The sequence below is a fragment of the Actinoplanes sp. NPDC089786 genome, from assembly GCF_040684855.1.
Classification (GTDB): Bacteria; Actinomycetota; Actinomycetes; order Mycobacteriales; family Micromonosporaceae; genus Actinoplanes.
In genome coordinates this window covers 176,419-197,327 of record NZ_JBFBGU010000006.1, presented here as the reverse complement: position 1 = coordinate 197,327, position 20,909 = coordinate 176,419, and the positions used below count along the sequence as shown (strand labels likewise).

Sequence of the window (20,909 nt, the reverse complement as noted above, 5' to 3'; positions counted from 1 at the left end):
GGATTCGCCGCATGTCTGGGCCGCCGGAGCTTCCGTTGCGCCCGATGACGCTCGGCGAGCTGCTCGACGCGGCCATGGCGCTGTTGCGGCGTCGGGCGGTGCCGCTGTTCGCGGCCGGGCTGGTGCTCGCGGCGGCCGAGCAGGTGGCGCTGGCCCCGCTCCGGGCGTGGGCCCATCTGACGCCGCCCTGGTACGGGCCGTCGGAGGAGTACCTCATCCCGTGGTGGATCACGGTCGCCGCGGGGTTCGGGACCGAGCTGTTCGTGCTCACGCTGCTGGGGGCGTACGCCGGAGCGGCGGCGGGGCCGGCGCTGCTCGGGCGGCAGGTGCGGCACCGGGACCTGTGGCGGCGGGCCCGTCCGCTCGCGGCGGTGGGGCTGGCCCTGTGGCTGGGGCTGGTCGGCGCGGTGGGCGCCCTGCTGGTGGTCATCCCGTGGGCGGTCTTCTACGGGTTCTTCGTGATGACCGCGCCGGCGCTGGTGATCGATCGGGCCCGCAATCCGCTCGGGCGGGCGATGCGGCTGGCCGGGCGGCAGACCGCGCGCGGCTTCTGGATCCTGATCCTGGCCTATCTGACCTGGGCCGCCGTGCGCGGGGCGCTGGGTGTCGGCTGGACCGAGCTGGTGGGGCTGGTCAGCGGGGCCGAGCCCGACCTGCAGGCCTGGGTGGTGCCGGCCGCGCGGACGCTGGGCAACGCGGTCGCGTACTCGGCCCTGGCCTGTGTTTCCGCGGTGCTGCTGCTGGACGTGCGGGTGCGAACCGAGGGGCTGGACATTCTGATCAACCGGACCCGCAGCCGCGGCGGCGACGTCGACCAGTCGCTGGTGCACGTGCCGTGAGCCGGACCTGGGACGAGGCCGCCGCCGCCGTCTTCGACGTCGTGCCGGCCGGCACGGCGATCCTGCTGCTGCTCTTCGCGGGCGCGCTGGCCGGAACGCTCTGGTACTTCTGGCCGCGCTGGGTGCCGACCCGGTTCGCCTGGCCGGCGTGGCTGCGCCGGCGGCCCAAGAAGGAGAAGAAGGCGAAGAAGGAGCCGGTGCGGATCGCCGACGACGCGACCGAGCCGGTGATCACCCCGGCCGAGCCCGCGACGGTGGCCGCCGACCTGACGCTGGCCGATCGGCTGGCCGCCGAGGGGCGGTTCGCCGAGGCGCTCCGCCAGCGTCTCCGGGTGACGTTGAGCGAGCTGGTCGCCGCGCGCCTGGTCCCGCCGCAACCGGGCTGGACGGCGGCCGAGCTGGCCGCGATGGCCGGCGGGCAGCGACCGGCGGTGTCCGGCCCGCTGAGCGGGGCGACCGAGCTGTTCGCCGAGGTCTGGTACGGCCAGCGCCCGGCCGCACAGGCCCACGACCAGCACATGCGCGCGCTGACCGAGCAGATCAGGCAGGCGATATGAAGGGCTGGCTGAAGGCCGCGATCCCGCCCGCCGCCGCGATCGCCGTCGTCGTCACCACGCTGATCACGCACGCGATCCAGCAGCCGGATCCGAGCCGACCGACGTACCTCTCGCCGGTGGCCCGGACCGGCGACGGCGCCGCCACCCTGGCCGACCGCCTGACCCAGCAGGGTGTCGCCGTGGTCCGGCGGACCAGCACCCCCGAGGCGATCGCCGCGGCCACCACCACCCGGGACGCCACCCTGTTCGTGCCCGCGCCGGAGATGGTCCGGCCGGAATACCTGGAAGACTTCCGGATCGTGCCGCCGTCGGTACGCATCGTGCTGGTCGCGCCGAACCGGGCCGTGCTGGCCAAGCTGGACGCCTACCTGCCGCAGGCCGGGCCACGCTGGACGGCCGCCGCGCCGGGGCCGGGCTGCGACGCGCCGTTCGCCCGGGGCCGGGCCGCGGTGCTGCGCTGGCAGTACGCCCCGTCCGAGGGCGAGTTGCTGCGCTGCTACGACGGCGCGGTGGTCGAGCTGGACCGGGGCGGCCCGGCGATCACGCTGGTCGGCGCGCCGGACGCGTTCCGCAACGACCGGCAGGGCGAGCACGACAACGCCGGTTTCGCCGCCGGGCTGCTCGGCCGGAGCCGCCAGGTGGTGTGGCTCGACCTGCACCAGCGGGAGCCCGAGCCGCCGCCCGACCCGGTGACGGGCGAGCCCGACGACCCCGACCAGGGCGACCGCGGCGAGGTGGACAACGGCGACGAGTCCGGGGACAACGGTGGCCGGCCCGAGGAGGGCGACAACCAGGGCGACGGCGACTCGGCGCAGCAGCGGCCCGAGGAGCAGACGATCTTCGACGCGTTCCCGCCGTCGTTCTGGGCCGCGGCGCTGCTGGTGATCCTGGCGATGATCGCGTTCGCGGCGGCGTCGGCCCGGCGGCTGGGCGCGCCGGTGAGCGAGCCGCTGCCGGCGCGGGTGCGGGCCGCGGAGACCGTACGCGGGCTGGCCGGCCTCTATCGACGGTCCGGGGCGCGCGAAGCCTCGCTGACCACCGTCCAGGCCGCGGCCGTGCGCCGGCTGGCCGCGCACTTCGACCTGCCGGCCAACGACCTGGACGCGGTGGTCGAGCGGGTGGCGGCCCAGGTGCACCGGCCGGCGCACGAGGTTCGGGCGGTGCTGACCGGCCCGGACGTGGACCCGGACGAGGATCTGACCGACGAGGACATGACCGCGCGGGCCGCCCTGGTGCAGAGGCTGGTCCGAGCGGTGCTGGGTGATCAGAGGGGGAACGTGTGACGTCTTCGGTTGAGGCGCTCGGCCGGCTGCGGGCCGAGGTGGGCAAGGCCGTGGTCGGTCAGGACGCCGTGGTCGGCGGGGTGGTGATCGCGCTGCTCTGCGGCGGCCACGTGCTGCTCGAGGGTGTGCCCGGGGTGGCCAAGACGCTGCTGGTGCGGGCCCTGGCCGCCGGGCTCGACCTGCAGACCAAGCGGGTGCAGTTCACCCCCGACCTGATGCCCGGCGACGTGACCGGCTCGCTGGTGTACGACGCCCGTTCGGCCGCGTTCAACTTCCGGCCCGGCCCGATCTTCACCAACCTGCTGCTCGCCGACGAGATCAACCGGACGCCGCCGAAGACCCAGGCCGCGCTGCTGGAGGCGATGGAGGAGCGGACCGTCAGCGTGGACGGCGAGTCGCGGCGGCTGCCCGAGCCGTTCATCGTGGCCGCCACCCAGAACCCGATCGAGTACGAGGGCACGTACCCGCTGCCGGAGGCGCAGCTGGACCGGTTCCTGCTGAAGCTGTCGGTGCCGCTGCCCGAGCGCCACGACGAGCTGAACGTGTTGCGGGCCCACCACCACGGCTTCGACCCGCGTGACCTGAAGGCGGCCGGGGTGACCGCGGTGGCCACGGCCGAAGATCTGGCCGCCGGCCGGGCCGCGGTGCGCCGGGTGGCGGTCACCGACCAGGTGCTGGAATACATCGTGGACCTGACCCGGGCCACCCGGTCGGCGCCGTCGCTGGAGCTGGGCGCGTCCCCGCGGGGGGCCACGGCGCTGCTCGCGGTGGCCAAGGCGCGCGCGTTCCTGAGCGGCCGGGACTACGTGATGCCGGACGACGTGAAGGCGTTCGCGCTGCCCACCCTGCGGCACCGGGTCCGGTTGAAGGCCGAGGCCGAACTGGACGGCATCACCGTGGACGCGGTGCTGCGCTCGGTGCTGTCCGCCGTGCCCGCGCCGCGCTGATGGTCACCCGCCGGTTCGCGCTGCTGGTCGCCGCGGGTGCGGTCCTCGTCGCGGTGCTTCCGGCGCCCTGGCTGGTGCTGGGCGGCGTGCTGGTGCTGCTGGCCGTGGTCGCCGGCCTGGACGCGCTCGCGGCCGCGCCGCTCACCGAGGTCAAGCTGCGCCGCGACGGTGACAGCCAGGTGTGGCTCGGCCAGTCGGCGACGGTCACGCTGGTCGTCGGCAACGCTTCGGCCAAGGCGCTGCGCCTGTCCCTGCGGGACAGTTGGGTGCCGTCGGCGGGTGCGGCCAACGCGGAGCACCGGCTTCTTCTCCCCCCGGGTACGCAGGAGAGCGTCGCGACCTCGTTGGTGCCGACCCGGCACGGCGACCGGCCGGCCGTGCGCGTGACGCTGCGGTCGTACGGGCCGCTGCACCTCGCGTACCGCCAGCGCCGTGCCTCCTGGAACTCGGCCAACACGCCGGCCTGGACCTTGCGGGTCCTCCCCCGGTTCCCGTCCCGGCGCCTGCTGCCCGAGAAGCTGGCCAAGCTGCGGGTCTTCGACGGCGCCGTGGTCACCCGCGGGCGGGGTCAGGGCACCGAGTTCGACAACCTCCGCGAGTACGTCGTCGGCGACGACGTCCGCTCGATCGACTGGCGGGCCAGCGCCCGGGCCCAGGACGTGGTCGTGCGGACCTGGCGCCCGGAACGTGACCGCCGGGTGCTGTGCCTGTTGGACACCGGCCGGACCGCGGCCGCCCGGATCGGCGACGAGCCCCGGCTGGACGCCTGCATCGACGCCGCCCTGCTGCTGTCGGTGCTCGCCACCCGGGCCGACGACCGGGTCGACCTGCTGGCCGTGGACACCGAGATCCGCGCCCGGGTGGAGGGTGGCGGGCACCGCACCAAGCTGGCCCGGCTGATCGCCGGCCTGGCCGCCCTGGAGCCGGCCCTGGTCGAGACCGACTTCGGCCTGGCCGTGGCCGAGCTGCTGCGCCGCGACCACAAGCGCGCCCTGGTGGTCATCTTCACGGCGCTCGACGCGGCCCCGATCATCGAGGGTCTGCTGCCGGTGATGGGCAAGCTGACCACCCGGCACCGGGTGGTGGTGGCCAGCGTCCGCGACCCCGAGACGGCCCGCCTGGCCCGGCTGCCGGAGACCGGCGTGACGGCCGACGACGTGCACGTGGCGGCCGCCGCCGAACTGGCCCTGGACGAGCGCGACCGGGTTCGTGCGGTGCTCACCCAGCTCGGCGTGACCGTGATCGACGAGACCCGCGACCAGTTCGCCTCGAAGGTCGCCGACGTCTACCTGATGATGAAGTCGGCCGGGCGGCTCTGAGCTGTCGGTTTGCCGATGGTGCGGCTTCGTCCCGGCTGCCATAGTGGCCCGATCGAGCGAACTCGCGCACCGGAGCCCGTGGTCGCGGCCACCCCGGCGGCTGCGCCGGAGTCGCCTGCGCGGCTTCCCGAGGACAACGCCGGGTTCGAGCGGCTGCTGCGCTCCGGTCCGTCGGCCTCGCTGCCCGGCGCCGTCCAGGGCGACATGGAGGCGGCCTTCGGCGGGGAAGACTTCTCCGGGGTACGGGTACACACCGGACCGCAGGCGGCCGCGGCCAGCCAGGCCGTGCGGGCCGAAGCGTTCACCACCGGGCACGACATCTACTTCTCGGGCGGGATGGACGCGTCCTCGTCGTCCGGTCGAGAGCTGCTGGCCCACGAGCTGACGCATGTCGTGCAGCAGCGGTCGGGGTCGATGCCGAGTGGGATCAGCGACCCGGGCGATCCGACCGAGGTGGAGGCTCACCGGGTCGGCCGGGCGGTGGCGTCGTCGCCCGTACCCACCGCCGTGGTCGCCGCTCTGGGCGGGGTGGCGGGCAACGCGGCCGTGGCGCGACTGGCGATCCAGCGTTCGCCCGCCGAGGACCTGATCGACGACAACACCAGCTGGTTCGATCTGGACGAGGCGCAGCTCGGGCGTACCCTCCTCGACCGCGCCGGGAAAGGCCAGCACGCGCTGGTCGTGTCGGTCCTGAACGAGCTGGGCAGCACCAACCGTGACGACGTGGCGCTCGAGTTCTGCGAGGCCGCGTCGGTCGAGCAGCTCGCCGCGCTGGCCGGCGCCGAGTCCGGCCGGCGCCTGCTCGACCGGCTCTACGACGAGCTGACCGGCGGCAACCTGGCCGGGGACGAGCAGAAGCAGGCCGACCGGATCATCGCGGTCAAGGGCCAGCGCGTCGACCCGGCCCAGGCCCAGAAGCAGATGCTGACCGGCAAGGTGTTCCCGTTCCGGCCCGGCGGGATCACCGTCTGGGACGACGCGCCGATCATGGCCGAGCGGCGCGAGGGCGGCCAGATCTGGGTCAAGCAACCGGTCCGGGTCAAGGGCACGGCCATGTTCAAGGGCGAGACGGCCACCCTGCCCGACGACGTCTTCCTCGGCGGCGCGCTGCTGCCCGAGAACGAGATCGTCGGCGTGAAGATCTACGACCTCGGCGGCGAGATCGTCTACCGGCCGGCGCTGTTCCTGATCCAGATCTCGAACCAGAACGAGACCCAGACCCTCACCAAGATCGCCGAGGTGGCCGGCATCGGCCTCACCCTGGGCACCGGCGCCCTGGTCGGGCTGGGCGTCGAGGCGACCATGACGGCCCGGGTGCTGCTCTGGGCCGACCGGGCGGCGTTCGTGCTCGGCACCATCGCGACCGTGATCAACGAGCACCGCGGCGAGATCATCTCGCGGTACGGCGCCTCCGGCCGCGAGTTCCTCAAGTACGTCGACTACGTGCAGAGCGCGACCGCGATCTACGGCTTCGGCCGGGTGGCGCTCGGCATGGGCAAGATCATGACCGGCTTCCGGACCAGCTACCGCAACTGGCGCGACACCGTCCGCCGGGTCGAGCAGGAACTGGAGGAGCACGAACGGACGGTCGCGGCGAAGCTGCAGCAGCAGGCCGACGAGGTGCTGGACAACGCCGACAAGATCGACGACGCGCGTACGCCGGCCAAGCCCTCCCCCGAACCCGAGCCGCAGCCGCAGCCGGCCGCGGAAACGCCGGCCACCGAACCCGCGCCGGACAAACCCAAGCCCAAGAAGACCAAGAAGAAACCGAAGACCTCAGAGGACTTCGAGGACGAGTACGGCGACGACCCGCGCAACGAGCTGCCCAGGAAGAAGCGCATCAGCGACGGGAACAAGGAGGAGCTCCAGGAGAGCGGCTGGCTGCGGAAGAAGCTGCCCGACGTGGAGCGCCGCCGCGAGTTCATGGACTGGCTGAAACGCAACCACCAGGTCGGCGAGGAGCACACGCACCTGCGGCCCGGCTCCCGCGAGGCGGACCGCATGCTGAAGCGTTTCCTCGAGGAGAGCCCCGATCCGGGCGACTTCGACTGACCTCACCGGCATTCCGGTCAGCCCCCGCATCCGACCCGCGGCCGGCTCCACCCGTCACTCCACCGTGGTCACCCGGTCGGGCACCGGACCGGCCATCGAGGACGATTACGCTGCGGGCATCGGCCCGCCACGATACGTGACATGGCATTGGAGAAGCACGTCGAGTTCGAGGTCGGGCCACGGACCTACCGCGTCAAGCTGCGCCTCGGGAACAGCTACGACGTGCACGGGTTCAACGCGCTGATGCAGCAGGTCGGCATCTACGACGACCTCATCACGGGCGAGAAGCTGTTCGTCAACTGGAGCAACATCTCGGTCATCCGCTTCCGTGACGCCACCGACTGACGGGCCGGTCACCAGCTCATCGGCTGCCATCGGCGGCGACGGCGCCACTGCTCGTCGCCGGTGCGAACGGCACGCAGGAAGTCACCGGGCCCGGTCGATGGCGGTGACCAGGTCGGACTTGGTGGCCTTGACCGGGTGATCGTTGACGAGGACGGCGGGGACGGTCTCGACCCCGTTGGCGTGGGCGGCGGCGGTGGCGTCGTTCACCCAGGCGCGTTTCCGGCCTTCGGCGATGCAGTAGTCCCAGTCGGCGCCCAGGCCCAGGGCGTGGCCGGCGATGGCCAGCTCGCGGTCGGTCGGGCCGGCCGTGTTCTCGCCGGGCTGATGGCTCAGCAGGTAGCTGTGGAACTCCAGGGTCTTGCCCTGCTCGTGGGCGCAGGCCACGGCCGCGGCCGAGCGGGTGGAGTACTCGTTGGTGGAGCGACGGTCGGTGAACGCCACCGGGTGGATGTTCAGGGTCACCCGGTCGGCGGCCAGGTAGGTGGTCAGGGAATCGCCGGTCAGTTCCTCGAACCTGGCGCACGGCGCGCACTGGTAGTCGACGTAGACGTCCACCCGCACCGGGCCGGCGCCGACGGCCAGGCCCTCGACCGCGTCGGGCGGGAGGGACGGCGTGACCGGCGCCGACGGGTCCGGCCGGGAGACCACCCAGACGGCCACACCACCGGCGACCAGCATGCCCACGACGGCCACCGCGGCCACGGCCAGCAGGACCAGGTGCGAGGTCGCGAAACGGGATCGCGCCGGCGCCGGCGCGACCGGGCCGGGGACCGGCGGCGGCAGGTGGATCGTGGGCGCGCCGGAAAGCGGCGCCGGCTGTTGAACCGTCGGCGCGCCGGAAAGCGGCGGCGCCTGTGGGGCCGTGGGCGGGCCGGAAAGCGGCGGCGGGAAACCCTCGCCCGTGTGATAGGGATCCTGCGGCGGCGGGTAGGACGGCGGCTGATCCGGATCCGGATTCATCACGCCCACCATTGTCGCCGGGTGATGCCAGGTGCGGGCGTACCCGTCGGTGGCTATTCTGGGCCCGTGATCAGCGTGCGCCGTGACCGACGCCGGGCCCTGCCCGACCGTCCGCGCTGACCCATGTCTCCCGCCGGCGGGCTCGTCTCCGCCGGTCCTTCCCCGCGCAGCGATCCCGCCACAACACCGAGGATCGCTGATGAATCTCGAAGCACTGCTCGCCGATCGGCTGGCCGCCGCGTTCGCCGCGGTCGCCGGGCATCCGGTGGACCCGGCGGTGCGCCGCTCGCCGCACGCCGACTACGCCAGCGGCGCCGCCCTCCAGCTGGCCCGCGAGCTGAACGCGAGCCCGCGTGACGTGGCGGCCGAGGTGGCCCGCAAAGCCGACCTGGCCGGCATCGCGACGGCCGAGGTGTCGGGGCCGGGCTTCGTCAACCTGACCGTGGCCGACGAGCTGCTGGCCCGGGAACGGCCCGAGTTCCCGAAGGCCGCCACGCCGCAGACCGTGGTGATCGACTACTCGGCGCCCAACGTGGCCAAGGAGATGCAGGTCCACCACCTGCGGTCGACCGTGATCGGCGACGCGGTGGCCCGGCTGCTGGTGCGGCTGGGCCATGACGTGCGGCGGGCCAACCACCTCGGTGACTGGGGTACGCCGTTCGGCATGCTCGTCGAGCACCTCCTGGACGGCGGCGAGCTCAGCACCGACGACCTGACCGGCTTCTACCAGGCGGCGCGGGCCCGGTTCGACACCGACGAGGACTTCAAGCGGCGGGCCCGGCTGCGGGTCGTGGCCCTGCAGAGCGGGGACGAGCCGACGCTCGCCACCTGGCGCCGGCTGGTCGGTGTGTCGAAGAAACACTTCATGGCGGCGTACGCACGCATGGGCGTGACCCTCACCGAGGGTGACTTCGTCGGCGAGAGCTTCTACAACGACGACCTGCCTCGCGTGGTCGACGAACTGCACGCCAAGGGCCTGCTGCGGGTCAGCGGGGGCGCGTTGTGCGCGTTCCCCGAGGGCTTCACCGGCCGTGACGGCGAGCCGGTCCCGTTGATCGTGCGCAAGAGCGACGGCGGTTTCGGGTACGCGGCCACGGATCTGGCCGCGGTCCGGTACCGGGTGGGAACGCTCGGGGCCGACCGGCTGCTCTACGTCGTCGGGGCGCCGCAGCGTACCCATTTCCAGATGGTCTGGGCGGTGGCGCGGGCGGCGGGCTGGCTGCCGGACGACGTGCCGGTCGAACATCTGGCCTTCGGGTCGATCCTGGGCACCGACGGCAAGATGCTCAAGAGCCGGTCCGGCGAGACCGTGCGGCTGTCGGCGCTGATCGACGAGGCGGTGCGGCGGGCGGCCGAGCTGACCGGCGACGGGACCACCGCTGAGGCGGTCGGCATGGGCGCGATCAAGTACGCCGACCTGTCCACCGACCGGCGCACCGACTACGTCTTCGACCCCGAACGGATGCTCGCGCTCACCGGCAACACGGGCCCCTACCTGCAGATGGCGTACGCCAGGATCCGATCGATCCTGGAGAAGGCCGGCGAGACGCGGCCCGGACCGGTGATCATCGAGCACCCGAAGGAGCGGGCGCTGGCGCTGGAACTGCTCGCCTTCGAAGCCACCCTGGCCACGGTCGCCGAGACCCTGGAGTTCCACCGGCTGACCGCTTATCTGTACGCGCTGGCCAGCGCCTTCTCCACGTTCTACGAGGCGTGTCCGGTGCTCCGGAGCGCTCCGGGCGTACGGAGGAGCAGGTTGTCGCTCTGTGAGCGGACGGCCGAGACGCTACGGGAGGGGCTGGACCTCCTGGGTATCCGCACTCCCGAGCGCCTGTGAGCGGGTGAAGCGCTCGAGCCGGCCGAAGCCGGGCCAGATCCGCTCGGTCAGCGCGCGGGTGGCCAGCTGCTGACCGCTCGCGCGCCGGCGACGCTCGGCCAGCACCGCCGCCAGCAACATCCACGGCGGTGTGCCGGGCGGCGCCGGCTGCGGGATGCGGGCGATCATCTCGTCGGCCAGGCCGTTGGCGAAGCGGTGCGCGTACAGCGGCTTGATGTCCCTCGACCGCGCCAGGAAGTGCCGCGCGGCCAGCGCGAGGTCGTCGTCGACGCCGTTCAGGTCGGCGGCGGCGGCCCACCCGGCCAGGGGCAGGGGCATCGCGGGCATCCAGCCCCACTCGGCGGCCGACCGCTCGTGGATCACGAACGTGCCGGCGGCCAGGTCACCCAGCCGGCGGCCGTGCGGCGACAGGATCATCGTGGTCATGCTGACCACCCAGGTGACGAACGGCATGATCAGCCCCGGCCACTCCAGGGTCAGCCCGACCAGCGCGCGGGTCAGCGCGTGGCGCAGCCGGATCGGCCCGCCGTCGGCGCGGACGACCCGCAGGCCCAGGGCCCGCTTGCCCGGGCTGCGGCCGTTGGTGAAGGTCTCCACGATCGTCGGGTACGCCAGGACGACGACCACGATGATGACGATGACCAGGGCCTGGACCAGCGCCTCGTCCGCGAGGTCACCGAGGGCCAGGGGCGCGAACGACAACACCAGCACGAACAGCACCAGCGCCAGCACGAACTGGATCATGATGTCGATCAGCAGCGCGAGCGCGCGCGAGCCCAGCCGGGCATAGCGGATGTCGACCTCGACGGCTTCACCGTTGACGAGGCGGTCCGGGGCGCTCTGTTCGGTGCCGGGCACACGCCAAGTCAACACCACGGGGGCTATCCTCCGGCGGTGGACCTCGATGCGTACGTCGCTGAGCGCCGCGGCGAGTGGAATCGTCTCGAGGCGTTGACCCGCAAGCGCAAGCTCCGCCCCGACGAGGCCGACGAGCTGGTGCTGCTCTACCAGCGCGCGGCGACCCACCTCTCGGTGGTGCGCAGCCGCTCCCCCGACCCGGTGCTGGTCGCCGGCCTGTCCCGGCTGGTGCTCGCGGCCCGCGCGGCGATCACCGGCACCCGCCGGTTCTCCTGGGCGCCGATCGGCCGGTTCTTCACCACGACACTGCCCGGTGAGCTGTACCGCACCCGCTGGTGGTGGATCACGGTCAGCGTGGTGTGTGTGGTCGCCGGGACCGCGCTGGTGCAGTACGTCGCCGGCAACCCCGAGGTGGCCGGCCTGTTCATGAGCGAAGCCGAGATGAACCGCCTGGTCAGCAACGACTTCGTGGCGTACTACAGCGAATATCAGGCCCAGAACTTCGCGGCCCTGGTGTGGACGAACAACGCCTGGCTGACGGCACAGTGCCTGGCTTCCGGCGTACTCATCGTCCCGGTCTTCTACCTGCTCGGCAGCAACCTGCTCAACCTGGGCGTGGTCGGCGGGGTGATGGTCGGCTCCGGCTCCGGCGACACCTTCCTGACCTACCTCGCGCCGCACGGTCTGCTCGAGCTGACCTGCGTCTTCGTCGGCTCCGGGGTCGGCCTGCGGATCGGCTGGGCGTGGATCGCGCCGGGCCCGCACCGCACCCGCGCGCAGGCGCTGGGCGAGCGGGCCCGCAGCGGCATGCTGGTCGCGCTGGGCCTGGCGCTGGCCCTGTTCGTCTCGGGCCTGGTCGAGGCGTACGTGACCCCGTCGCCGCTGCCGGCCCCCCTGCGGATCGCCATCGGCGCGGTCGTCTGGCTCGGCTTCTTGGCGTACGCGCTGGTCCTCGGCCATTTCGCCCACCACCACCAGTCCTCCGCCGACCTCGACGAAGACCTGGGCGAGGCGGCCGTTCCTACTCGCTGATCCCCTATTCGGTGATCAAGAACGTGTAGACGCGGGTGATCACCCCGTCCGCGACGGTGGCGATGTCGACGCCACGGACCACCGCTTCTCCGGCCGGCCCGAACTGCCAGGCCAGGTAGCCCAGGTCATCGCTGACGCGGATCGGACCATCCGGGCGGAAGACGAATCCCGGTGCGCCGTCGAGGATGTGCTGCGCCTTGGCGTCCAGCGCCTGGTGGCCGACCACGGTCTCGTCCGGGTCGGAGAACCGCACCTCGGGCGCGTAGATCCGGGCGATCGCCGCCCGGCGCCGGTCGCCGTCACGCTCGTTGAAGACGTCCAGCAGGTTGCCCCGCATCAGTTCCTCGATGCTCGCCATGTCACTTTCCTCCAGATAGGTTCGGGCCGTGAATTCCCTCGAGTTGCGTGCGTGGCGCGGCCTCATCGAGACGACCGCTCTCACACCCGCCCAGTTGGAGGCGCTCGCCGACGCCATGTACACCTTCCGCCATCACCTGGGAAATTCACATGACGCATCATGAATGGGAACCCCAGGCCACCGGGGTGGTGGCTCTGCCGTCCGGCCTGCTGATCCGCGGGCGGGGCCTGCGCGACCCGATGCCCGGCGGCCACGCCCCCACCTTCGGGGTCTACCTGCTGGGCGAGCCGCAACCGGAGTTCGGGTGGGAGAGCCGCTGGGTGGCCTGGCCCGACTTCCGCTTGCCGCGCGACCCCGCATACCTGCGTGCGGTCCTGAAGGAGGTCTTGACCCACGCGCGGGCGGGCCGGGCCGAACTGGCCTGCGGCGGCGGCCGGGGCCGAACCGGCACGGCGCTGGCCTGCCTGGCCATCCTCGACGGCGTTCCCCCCGGGTCGGCGGTCGCCTGGGTCCGCGAGCACTACCACCCGCGCGCCGTCGAAACACCGTGGCAGAAGCGGTTCGTCCGGTCGTGGTCGTGCGACGACGGCTGATCGCGCTGGCCGGGGCCGGCGCCTGCCTGGGGTTGGCCTTCGGGATCCGCCTGCTGACCGGCTCCGACGTCGTCGACAGTTCCGGCGCCCTGGCGCAAAATTCGGGGACGGCGCTGTACGCGTCAATGATCTACGCGGGCGTGTTCGTCCTGGCGCCGTCATCGCGGCCGGCGGTGGCGGCCGGCTTGGCGATCGCGTTCTGCTGGCTGATCGAACTCTTCCAACTGACCGGCATTCCGGCCGACCTGTCCGCGCGAAGCCTCCTGGCGCGCCTAGCCCTAGGCGTCACCTTCGACCCCAAAGACCTCCTCTGGTACGCCATAGGTGTCCTCCCCCTCCTGGCAATCCACAGTGCCCTGCTTCGCCTTCGACGCCGATCCTGACGCTGGAGAGTGAAGGTCTTCTCCGCCATCGCGAGGAATCTCGCGCTCGCCCAAAGCCCCGTCGTGGCTCAAACGTCGTCGCTGAGTTCCTCAACCGTCGCGGAGATCGCTTCCAAGTCGCGCCTCGTCGCCCGGACGCAACGCGGCGGCGAGGTCCGCCACCAGCCGCTGGCTCTCCTCGTCGAACACGGCGTCGGCCAGCGCCCGCCCCCCACCGCGGACATCCGCTCCCGCGCCACCAGCGGAGGCCCGGACAACGCCTCCCACACCCGATCGACGTCCGATGGCAGATCCGCCGAGCATCGGCACACCGGAGCACCCGCCAGGAACACCTTGCTCGTCAGGCGCTGACCGTCGAACCGAACGTCGATCAACAACTCGGTCGGCAGGGCGGCCGACGAGACCCGCCGACCAGGCGAGGACTGCGCGGCAGACGACGGGTCGTTGGACCGAGGCGGCAGCGTCGGCACTGATCCCAGCGGCGGCTCGACGTGAAGGGGCTGGTCGGTCAAAACCCGCAGCACGCGCTCCACACCGGACGGGGCGAGGTCGCGCAGCTCGTAATACGTGGCGCCGGCGGGCAGCAGCCAGGTCGGGAGACCGTCGAGGCTCTCCGGGCAGGATCACCGGCACGATGGGGCGCAGGCCGCGATTTAATCGATCATGAAAGCCGCAAGAAAGTCGGCCTGAAGTAAAGATTTAGCACGCCTGCGCAATGAGCCGAAACAACGCATCGACCGGAATGCGCGGTCGAATCGCTGGCACCTAGCGGACAAGGCGCCGTTGCCACCGCCGCCGATTTCTAGGCTGATGCGATGACCAGACCGACGCGGACCGTGCCGCCGTGGCAGATCGTCGTGCCTGTCCTTCTGTTCGGTGCCATCGTCGTCTTCGTCGTGGTGGTCGTGGTGGCCGCACTGGCCGGGGGCGACTTCAGCACAAGAGGGCTCCTTCCCAGCGCGGCCGTGGTGGCGGTGGCGACCGGGATCTCGGTCGGGCTGTTGCGGCGATGGCGGATCGCCCGGTTCGTCGGGTTCCTGGCCGGCGTCGCGCTGGTCGTGCTCGGCCTGTACATCTACAGCCTGGACTCGACCTGGCTGGAACTGGTGGTGGGTCTGGGGATCGCCATACCGCTGGCCTCCCGGCCGGCCGAGCGGTGGACGCGAGGTGAATGACGCATCATTCGCACAGGTCAGCCGGCCGGTCACCACCCGGGTCGAGGGTGGCACGAGTCGCCGCGGACGAAGCTGGAGATGGACGAGAGCGCGCGTACCCGCAAGCCCGGCAAGTTCGGGGCGGTGAAGTACGTCTACCCGGCCGACCGGATGGCCGAGCTGAGGTCCTGGTTCACCGGCGCGATCAGCGAGCGCCTGCCAGCGTGTCGGGTTCTGTACTGGACATGACGCCGGTCAGGGTGCCGAGGTAGTCCTCGACCCGCTCGGCCTGCTTGTCGTCGGCGAAGAGGAACTGCAGGCCGAGCTCGTGGCCGTCCTTGTTGACCAGCCGGGCCTGGACGGGGTGATCGCCGACGGTCGTCTCGACGACGTCGCCGGTGACCAGGCCGCCGGTCATCGACGGGTCGACCTGGATCCGCATGCCGCCGACCCCGACGTTGATCAGCGTGGCCGGCACCGGGTCGGCGCGGCCCGTCACTCGCAGCTCGATGGCGCCGGTCGCGGTGACCCGGTCGGTCTGGCGGCGTTCGAGCTGGGCGGCCAGGCCGGACATCTCCTCGACCTTCTCGATCGTGGTGCCCATCCGGTCGGCCAGCCGGGTGACCACGGCGCCCTGGTCGGCCGCGGTCGCCCGCAGGGACGTCGCCGCGTCGCCGACGCTGCCGATCCCGGTGACCATCGCCGAGATGGTGCCGGACATCTCGGCCGTGGCCCGTTCAAGCTCCTCGATCGTCTCGGCGATCTGCTCGGTCGACTGGGTGGTCGTGGTCGCCAGTTCCTTGACCTCGTCGGCGACCACGGTGAAGCCGAGGCCCAGCTCGCCCGCCCGGGCCGCCTCGATGGTGGCGTTCAGGGCCAGCAGGCGGGTCTGGCCGGCGATGCCCTTGACCAGCGCCGCGGTGGCCGCCACCCGGCGCAGCGACTGCTCCAGGGTGGAGATGGTCTCCTCGGCGTGCCGGGCGTGCTCGACCACGGTGCTGGTGGCGGCGTCGGTGGCCGAGATCTCCGAGTCGATCGTGTCGGCTGCGTGGCGTACGTCGGCGACCTGGGCGGTCACCTCGCGCAGTTCCTCGGCGATCACCGTGGTGGACTCGTCGATGATCGACTGGGCGCGGTCGCGGAGCCGCGTCTCGGCCTGGCGCTGGTGCAGGAAGCTGATCCGCAGCTGCTCCTCGCGTACCGACCGGGACGTGCCCAGTTCCTCCTCCTGCTGGACCAGCCGGGACCGCGCGGTGGTCAGCGCCTGACCGATGTCCCCGAGCTCGTCGCGGCCGGCGGGCAGCGGCCGTTCGGCGAAGTCACCCTCCGCGATCGCGGTCACGCCGATCACGGCCAGGGCCACATCGTGCCGGGTACGCCAGAGCACGCCGGCCGCGAGCCAGGCGGCCAGCACGAACCCGCCGAGCGTCACGACCAGCACGACGACCCGGCCGGAGGTGAAGCCGCCGATCCGGGTCTCCAACAGCCCCCGCAGCGCGTCCACGAGCGCGGGCACCGCGGCCTTGACCGCGTCGGCGGCCGCCGTGACATCCGCCGGTCCGGGGTTCTCCAGCGCCCCGGTCAGCGTGTCGGCCAGCGCGCCGACCGCGTCCGCGGCCACGCCCAGCGTCCGCAGCTCGTCGGCGAGAGAGCCGCGCGCGGTGGTGTCCACCGCGGTCTTGATGTCGGTCCGCAGGCTGTCCGCCGCCCCGGACAGGGTGCCCGCCCGTACGGCCTGCGCGGCCATCGCGTCGCTGGTGCCGGCCCGTTCCGCGGTGGCCGCCTCGTACGCCGCCAGCAGCACCTTGGGCAGTTGCACGATCTGGGCGTCCATCACGTAGAACGAGTCGAGGTCGGGGTCGAGGATCAGGTTGGAGTTGTTGCCGGTCTCGGTGACCAGGGCGCCCAGCGCGGCCACCACGGCGGCCCGGTCGGTGGCGGCGGGCAGCGTCGTGGTCAGCTTCAGCTCGGGATGAGCGGCCATGGCCGCCTGCACGGGGCCCAGGTCGGGCGTACGCCCGGCGATCGTGTCGGCCAGCGCGACCAGCGCCGTCTCGACCACGTCGGTCCCCTCGGCCTCCATCGCACTGAACTGGATCTTGGCGTTGACCTCGGAGGTGTAGGCCCAGGTGGCCACGATCCCGGGCACCATCAGGACCAGGACCAGGACCCCGAGACGCATGCTGGTCCGCATCCGGTCCGCGGCGAGCAGCACGGGACGCAGCAGCACCGGAGCAGCAGCGACCGACATGCCCCGATTCCACCACGTTCGACGTGAATCCGAGTCGGTTCTCCGGAGCCGCCCTCTACCCTTGGGCGATGAGTATCGTCGTCGTGCGGTCCTTCGGCGTTAACGCGGCGGCTGAGGCGGTGCTCGAGTACCTCCGAGATTTCCGGCATACCGAGGAGTGGGACCCGGCCACGCGGCGGAGCGAGCGGATCGATGCCGGCCCGATCGGTGTCGGCAGCCGGTGGCGCAACGAGTCGCGGGTGCTGGGCGTGACCTCGGAGCTGACGTACACGCTGTGTCACGCCGAGACAGACCGGCTGGTCTTCATCGGGCGCAACGAGACGGCCACCGCGACCGGCACCTTCACCGTGGTGCCGATCCCGCCGGGCAGCCACATCACCTACCACCTCGATCTGGAGATGCACGGGGTGGCGAAGCTGGCCACCCCGGTGGTGAAGGCCGAGTTCGAGAAGCTGGGCAACCAGAGCGCGGTCCGGCTGGCCGAGGTGCTGCAACCGGCCCTCGAGACATAGGCAGTTACCGACCGGGGCGTGCGGAGTTAGGCCATGCGGCAGAGTCCGCGACCGAGAGGCACGCCCGATGAGAGTCCGATCCGGCTGGCGGCTGACCGGCCCCCGCCGGCGCGCCGAGGGCCGCCCGCACGCCTACTACCTGGCGATCGGTTTCCCACCGGCGGCGAAGAGCTGCGCGTACCGGATGCGGGAGACCGCCAACCAGCTGTACGCGTACGGCTGGGACGTCACCGTCATCACCATCCGGCAGGAGTCGTGGGAGCGGGAGTTCGGGCTGGACCACACGCTGTCCGAGGCGGTGCACCCGGCGATCCGGATCGTCGAGCTGCCGCTGGTCCGCGACGATCTGCTCACCGACCTCCGGCAGTTCTCCAAGGAGCGGTCGCTGGACCCGGCCCGCTGGATCCGCGAGCGCCGCGCGAAGGACCTGACCGTGTTCCCCGAGCCGGTGTTCGGCGGCTGGCGCCCGGTCCTCGAGGAGGCGATCCTCGAGCTGCACCGGAAGGACCCGGCCGACCTGCTGGTCACGACCTGCGTCCCGTACGTGAACATCGCCGCCACCCTGCGCCTGCACGAGGTGGCCGGCGTGCCGTACGCGGTGGACTTCCGGGACGGCTGGTCGATCGACGTGATCGGTGGTGCCGAGGCGTTCCCGCCGGACTCGGAGGCCGGGCGCTGGGAGGCCCGGCTGCTGCGCGGCGCGACGAAGTTCTGGTGCGTGAACGAGCCGATCGCCGACCACTACCGCGCGCGCTATCCGGAGCTCGGCCCGAAGATCGAGGTCGTCCGCAACGGATTCGATCCGGACAGCGTTCCGGCGCGGACGCGTACCCCGGACCCGGCGAATTTGATCTTCGGTTATCTGGGTTCGGTCAACTTCAAGGCGGACTTCCTGGCCACCATGTTGGACGCCTGGCGGGCCGCCCGCGCCGCCGACCCGCTGATCGCGCGGGCGACGCTGGACTTCCGCGGGCACATCGGCGCGGGCGCGACCCGGGAGGACACCGCGCACGTCGAGTTGCTGCGGGCGGCCGCGGGCGACGGGGTCCGGTTCGGCGGCGCGGTGCCCAAGACGCGGGTCGCCGAGACGTACGGCGGCTGGGACGTGCTCGCCCTGGTGCTGGTCGGCGGACGCTACGTCACCTCGGGAAAGGTCTACGAGGTGGCGGCGAGCGGGCTGCCGGTGCTCTCCGTGCACGACGCCGACCACGACGCCTGCACCGTGCTCAGCGGCAACCCGCTGTGGACGGGCGTGGCCGCTCCGATCGCCGAGCGGATCCGGCGGGCCGCCCGCCTGGCCCTGGACGCCACCCCGGAACAACGCGCCGAGGCCCGGCGGACGGCCGCCCGCTACCAACGCGCGGCGCAGATCGCCCCGGCCGTGGCCCGGCTGAGCGAGGCCGTGCGGGAGAGGGCAGCCGCATGATCAACGTGCTGGTGGTGGCCGCGGCCGCGCCGGGACGCCCGGCCGTCCTCGCCGAGTCGATGCGCCGGCTGGCCGAGGCGGGCGCGGCGGTCACGCTCATCGTGGGCGACGACCTCGCGTACTCCCGGCGCTACCGCACGATGCCCGGCACGAACGGCCAGAAGCTGTGGTGGCGGGCAATGGGCGACGGCAAGCTGCGGACGGCGGCGGCCCGGGCCGACGTGCTGGTCGCCCTGGACGCGGTCGCGGTGCACACGGTCTGGCAGCTGGCCCGGCGGCATCGGGGCGCGGACGCGGTGCTCGGCCTCACCCCCGCGCTGCGCCGCGTCGAGGCCCGCGCGGCCGGCGGCATGGGCCTGCGGGTGCGGCGGCTGCTGGTCCGCGGTCCTTCCGTCGGGTACGTACGGGAAGCCGTCGCGCGCCGGGTCAAGGGGTACGGCCGGGCCGCCGCCCGCCACGCGACCGGTTCGGCCGTGCAGGGCACCCGCCTCGGCCGGGTGGCCTGGAGCAGCGCCCTGACCAGCCTCCCGATGCCCGCCCGGGCCCGGTTGCCGCTGGCCCGCCGGGTGGCCGACGGGATGGCCCGGGCCGGGTACGCCGACCAGGCCGGCACCACGCTCACCGCGGCCGTCCGCCGGGTGCCGCAGCCCCGGCGCCGCGCCCGCTTCCTCAGCACGCCGGCCCTGAACGAGCTGACCGCCGGGCGCATCCCGACGTACCTGCACGAAGCCGCCGCGGCCGAGCTCGCCGACGCCGACGCCCTGCTGACCGGTCCGGCCCCCGGACCGGCCGCCGCGGCCGTGCAGCGGGCCGCGAAGCTGCTCTTCCACCGGGTCCTGCACTACGACTCGCTGACCTCACCGGCGGCCGAGGACCCGGCCGCGTTCCTCGCCCCGTGGCACCGCAGCGCGACCTGCCGCGCGCTGGCCGCGCCGAGAGGTCGCACCGGCCGGCCCGCCCCCGTTCCGAAGAACCGCCCGGCGCGGCTGCTGTTCCTCTACCGCATCAACGACAACTTCCTGAAGGTCCTGCGGGACCGGTACGCCGCCCGGGACGACGTCGAGGTGCGCTGCGTCAACGTGCACGCCGACGAGCGGCTGGAGAGCGCGGCGATCGAACCGCAGCAGTACGCCGAGCACGTGCTGGGCGGCGCCCCGGACTACGTGGCGCCGGTCGCCGAGGCGCTCCGCCCCCACCTGGACTGGGCCGACACCGTCTTCGTGGACTGGTTCTCCCCCGCCGCCGGGCTGCTCACGCTGCTCGACCCGGGGAGCACCCGGGTGGTCGTACGGCTGCACAGCTTCGAGGTCTTCGACATCTGGCCCCAGCTGGCCGACCTGAGCCGGGTGGACGACCTGGTCTTCGTCTCCGAGCACCTGCGCCGCTACGCCCGGTCGATCCTGCCCGGCCTGGACGAGCCGGGCGGCCCGCGCACCCGGGTCCTGCCGCACCCGGCCGACCTGAATGGCTTCGCCCGGCCCAAGCCGCCGTCGGCCCGCTTCGCGCTCGGCCTGATCGGGGTGAGCGCGATCGCCAAGGACCCACGCTGGGCGATCGACGTGCTGCGGCGGCTCCGGACCGAGGACGAGCGCTACCACCTGCTGCTGATCGGGGCCGACCTGCGCGGCGACACGAGCGCCGCGGCCCGGCGCTACCGGCGGGCCTACGAGGAGGACCTGGCCGAACTGGAGCCGGTGGGCGCGGTCCGGCGGCTGGGCCAGACCGACGACGTGCCCCGGGCGCTGACCGAGGTCGGCACCGTCCTGAGCAGCTCGGTGCGGGAGAGCTTCCACTGGGGACTCGCCGAGGGCGCGGCCAGCCACGCGGTGCCGGTGGTCCGGGACTGGCCGTTCTTCCCGGGCGCCGCCGCCCAGCTGTTCCCGCCCGAGTGGGTGGCGGCCGACCCGGCCGCGGCGGCAGCCCGGATCCTGGCCGCCACGGCGACCGAGGAGGCGTGGCGGAAGGCCGGCGCCGAGGCGGCGGCGCACGCCATGGCCACCTGGGACCAGTCGGTGACCGCCTCGGCCTACGACCGGTTGTTCGGGGTGTCGGGCTTACCTACCAACTAGTCGGTAACCGGGGCGGCCCGGCGCGAAGAGCAGCTCGCCGTCCTACCTACCGACTAGTCGGTAACAAGGGGCGACCTAACGCGCGAAGCAGCTCACGGTCCGTCCTGCCTACCTACCAACTAGTCGGTAACTTG

The 20,909-nt window shown here is 72.6% G+C and carries 21 protein-coding genes; 16 read left to right on the top strand and 5 right to left on the bottom strand.

The window, feature by feature from the left end; genetic code table 11:
* Positions 1-11 precede the first annotated feature (11 nt).
* The 7 genes from AB0O15_RS21290 to AB0O15_RS21260 all read left to right on the top strand — a co-directional run bounded on the left by AB0O15_RS21290 (position 12) and on the right by AB0O15_RS21260 (position 7,342).
* Positions 12-839: a hypothetical protein gene (locus AB0O15_RS21290; protein WP_364320936.1), complete on the top strand. Its 828-nt coding sequence runs from the start codon at positions 12-14 to the stop codon at positions 837-839.
* Complete coding sequence (locus AB0O15_RS21285; RefSeq protein WP_364320934.1) at positions 836-1,396, top strand: DUF4129 domain-containing protein; 561 nt, start codon at positions 836-838, stop codon at positions 1,394-1,396. Before AB0O15_RS21290 ends, AB0O15_RS21285 begins: the two co-directional genes overlap by 4 nt.
* Positions 1,393-2,679: a DUF4350 domain-containing protein gene (locus AB0O15_RS21280; protein ID WP_364320931.1), complete on the top strand. Its 1,287-nt coding sequence runs from the start codon at positions 1,393-1,395 to the stop codon at positions 2,677-2,679. The genes AB0O15_RS21285 and AB0O15_RS21280 overlap by 4 nt, the downstream gene beginning before the upstream one ends.
* Positions 2,676-3,626, top strand: coding sequence for a MoxR family ATPase (locus AB0O15_RS21275; RefSeq protein WP_364320928.1), 951 nt, complete (start codon positions 2,676-2,678; stop codon positions 3,624-3,626). The genes AB0O15_RS21280 and AB0O15_RS21275 overlap by 4 nt, the downstream gene beginning before the upstream one ends.
* Positions 3,626-4,945 (top strand): DUF58 domain-containing protein, encoded by a 1,320-nt coding sequence (locus tag AB0O15_RS21270; protein WP_364320925.1) that lies wholly within the window; start codon positions 3,626-3,628, stop codon positions 4,943-4,945. Before AB0O15_RS21275 ends, AB0O15_RS21270 begins: the two co-directional genes overlap by 1 nt.
* 78 nt (positions 4,946-5,023) lie before the next feature.
* Positions 5,024-6,997: a DUF4157 domain-containing protein gene (locus AB0O15_RS21265; protein WP_364320922.1), complete on the top strand. Its 1,974-nt coding sequence runs from the start codon at positions 5,024-5,026 to the stop codon at positions 6,995-6,997.
* Positions 6,998-7,138: 141 nt separating this feature from the next.
* Positions 7,139-7,342: a hypothetical protein gene (locus AB0O15_RS21260; protein WP_364320919.1), complete on the top strand. Its 204-nt coding sequence runs from the start codon at positions 7,139-7,141 to the stop codon at positions 7,340-7,342.
* 81 nt (positions 7,343-7,423) lie between these two features.
* Here AB0O15_RS21260 and AB0O15_RS21255 read toward each other — a convergent pair whose 3' ends face one another.
* Positions 7,424-8,302, bottom strand: coding sequence for a thioredoxin domain-containing protein (locus tag AB0O15_RS21255; protein WP_364320916.1), 879 nt, complete (start codon positions 8,300-8,302; stop codon positions 7,424-7,426).
* A gap of 199 nt (positions 8,303-8,501) precedes the next feature.
* On the opposite strand from AB0O15_RS21255, the gene argS reads away from it, so the two are divergent.
* The gene (argS, locus tag AB0O15_RS21250) at positions 8,502-10,139 is read left to right on the top strand and encodes an arginine--tRNA ligase (RefSeq protein ID WP_364320913.1); all 1,638 of its coding nucleotides are present in this window, start codon (positions 8,502-8,504) and stop codon (positions 10,137-10,139) included.
* Here argS and AB0O15_RS21245 read toward each other — a convergent pair.
* Positions 10,089-10,997 (bottom strand): RDD family protein, encoded by a 909-nt coding sequence (locus tag AB0O15_RS21245; RefSeq protein WP_364320910.1) that lies wholly within the window; start codon positions 10,995-10,997, stop codon positions 10,089-10,091. The two genes, argS and AB0O15_RS21245, sit on opposite strands and share 51 nt — an antisense overlap.
* A gap of 36 nt (positions 10,998-11,033) precedes the next feature.
* On the opposite strand from AB0O15_RS21245, the gene AB0O15_RS21240 reads away from it, so the two are divergent.
* Positions 11,034-12,029 carry a stage II sporulation protein M gene (locus AB0O15_RS21240; protein ID WP_364320907.1) on the top strand — a complete coding sequence of 332 codons (996 nt, stop codon included), beginning with the start codon at positions 11,034-11,036 and terminating at the stop codon, positions 12,027-12,029.
* A gap of 4 nt (positions 12,030-12,033) precedes the next feature.
* Here the strand turns inward: AB0O15_RS21240 and AB0O15_RS21235 are convergent, their stop codons facing one another.
* Entirely contained in the window at positions 12,034-12,387 is a 354-nt protein-coding gene (locus AB0O15_RS21235; RefSeq protein ID WP_364320904.1) for a nuclear transport factor 2 family protein, read from the bottom strand.
* A 149-nt stretch (positions 12,388-12,536) separates the two neighbouring features.
* On the opposite strand from AB0O15_RS21235, the gene AB0O15_RS21230 reads away from it, so the two are divergent.
* Both AB0O15_RS21230 and AB0O15_RS21225 read left to right on the top strand, forming a co-directional pair.
* Complete coding sequence (locus AB0O15_RS21230; protein WP_364320901.1) at positions 12,537-12,980, top strand: protein phosphatase; 444 nt, start codon at positions 12,537-12,539, stop codon at positions 12,978-12,980.
* Positions 12,965-13,363, top strand: coding sequence for a DUF2809 domain-containing protein (locus AB0O15_RS21225; protein WP_364320898.1), 399 nt, complete (start codon positions 12,965-12,967; stop codon positions 13,361-13,363). The genes AB0O15_RS21230 and AB0O15_RS21225 overlap by 16 nt, the downstream gene beginning before the upstream one ends.
* A gap of 90 nt (positions 13,364-13,453) precedes the next feature.
* Here the strand turns inward: AB0O15_RS21225 and AB0O15_RS21220 are convergent, their stop codons facing one another.
* Complete coding sequence (locus tag AB0O15_RS21220) at positions 13,454-13,630, bottom strand: hypothetical protein (RefSeq protein ID WP_364320895.1); 177 nt, start codon at positions 13,628-13,630, stop codon at positions 13,454-13,456.
* A 548-nt stretch (positions 13,631-14,178) separates the two neighbouring features.
* Here AB0O15_RS21220 and AB0O15_RS21215 point away from each other — a divergent pair.
* Together AB0O15_RS21215 and AB0O15_RS21210 are read left to right on the top strand one after the other, a co-directional pair.
* Positions 14,179-14,538: a hypothetical protein gene (locus tag AB0O15_RS21215; protein WP_364320892.1), complete on the top strand. Its 360-nt coding sequence runs from the start codon at positions 14,179-14,181 to the stop codon at positions 14,536-14,538.
* Between the two features lie 78 nt (positions 14,539-14,616).
* Positions 14,617-14,766, top strand: a complete 150-nt coding sequence (locus AB0O15_RS21210; RefSeq protein ID WP_364320890.1) for a spore photoproduct lyase family protein — start codon at positions 14,617-14,619, stop codon at positions 14,764-14,766.
* On the opposite strand, the gene AB0O15_RS21205 is transcribed toward AB0O15_RS21210, so the two are convergent.
* Positions 14,723-16,768, bottom strand: coding sequence for a methyl-accepting chemotaxis protein (locus AB0O15_RS21205; protein ID WP_364320887.1), 2,046 nt, complete (start codon positions 16,766-16,768; stop codon positions 14,723-14,725). The genes AB0O15_RS21210 and AB0O15_RS21205 overlap by 44 nt on opposite strands.
* A gap of 68 nt (positions 16,769-16,836) precedes the next feature.
* Here AB0O15_RS21205 and AB0O15_RS21200 point away from each other — a divergent pair, with 68 nt between their 5' ends.
* The 3 genes from AB0O15_RS21200 to AB0O15_RS21190 all read left to right on the top strand — a co-directional run bounded on the left by AB0O15_RS21200 (position 16,837) and on the right by AB0O15_RS21190 (position 20,775).
* Positions 16,837-17,280 carry an SRPBCC family protein gene (locus tag AB0O15_RS21200; RefSeq protein ID WP_364320884.1) on the top strand — a complete coding sequence of 148 codons (444 nt, stop codon included), beginning with the start codon at positions 16,837-16,839 and terminating at the stop codon, positions 17,278-17,280.
* 67 nt (positions 17,281-17,347) lie between these two features.
* Positions 17,348-18,706 (top strand): glycosyl transferase, encoded by a 1,359-nt coding sequence (locus tag AB0O15_RS21195; protein ID WP_364320881.1) that lies wholly within the window; start codon positions 17,348-17,350, stop codon positions 18,704-18,706.
* Entirely contained in the window at positions 18,703-20,775 is a 2,073-nt protein-coding gene (locus AB0O15_RS21190) for a glycosyltransferase family 1 protein (protein WP_364320878.1), read from the top strand. The genes AB0O15_RS21195 and AB0O15_RS21190 overlap by 4 nt, the downstream gene beginning before the upstream one ends.
* The last annotated feature ends 134 nt before the right edge of the window (positions 20,776-20,909 follow it).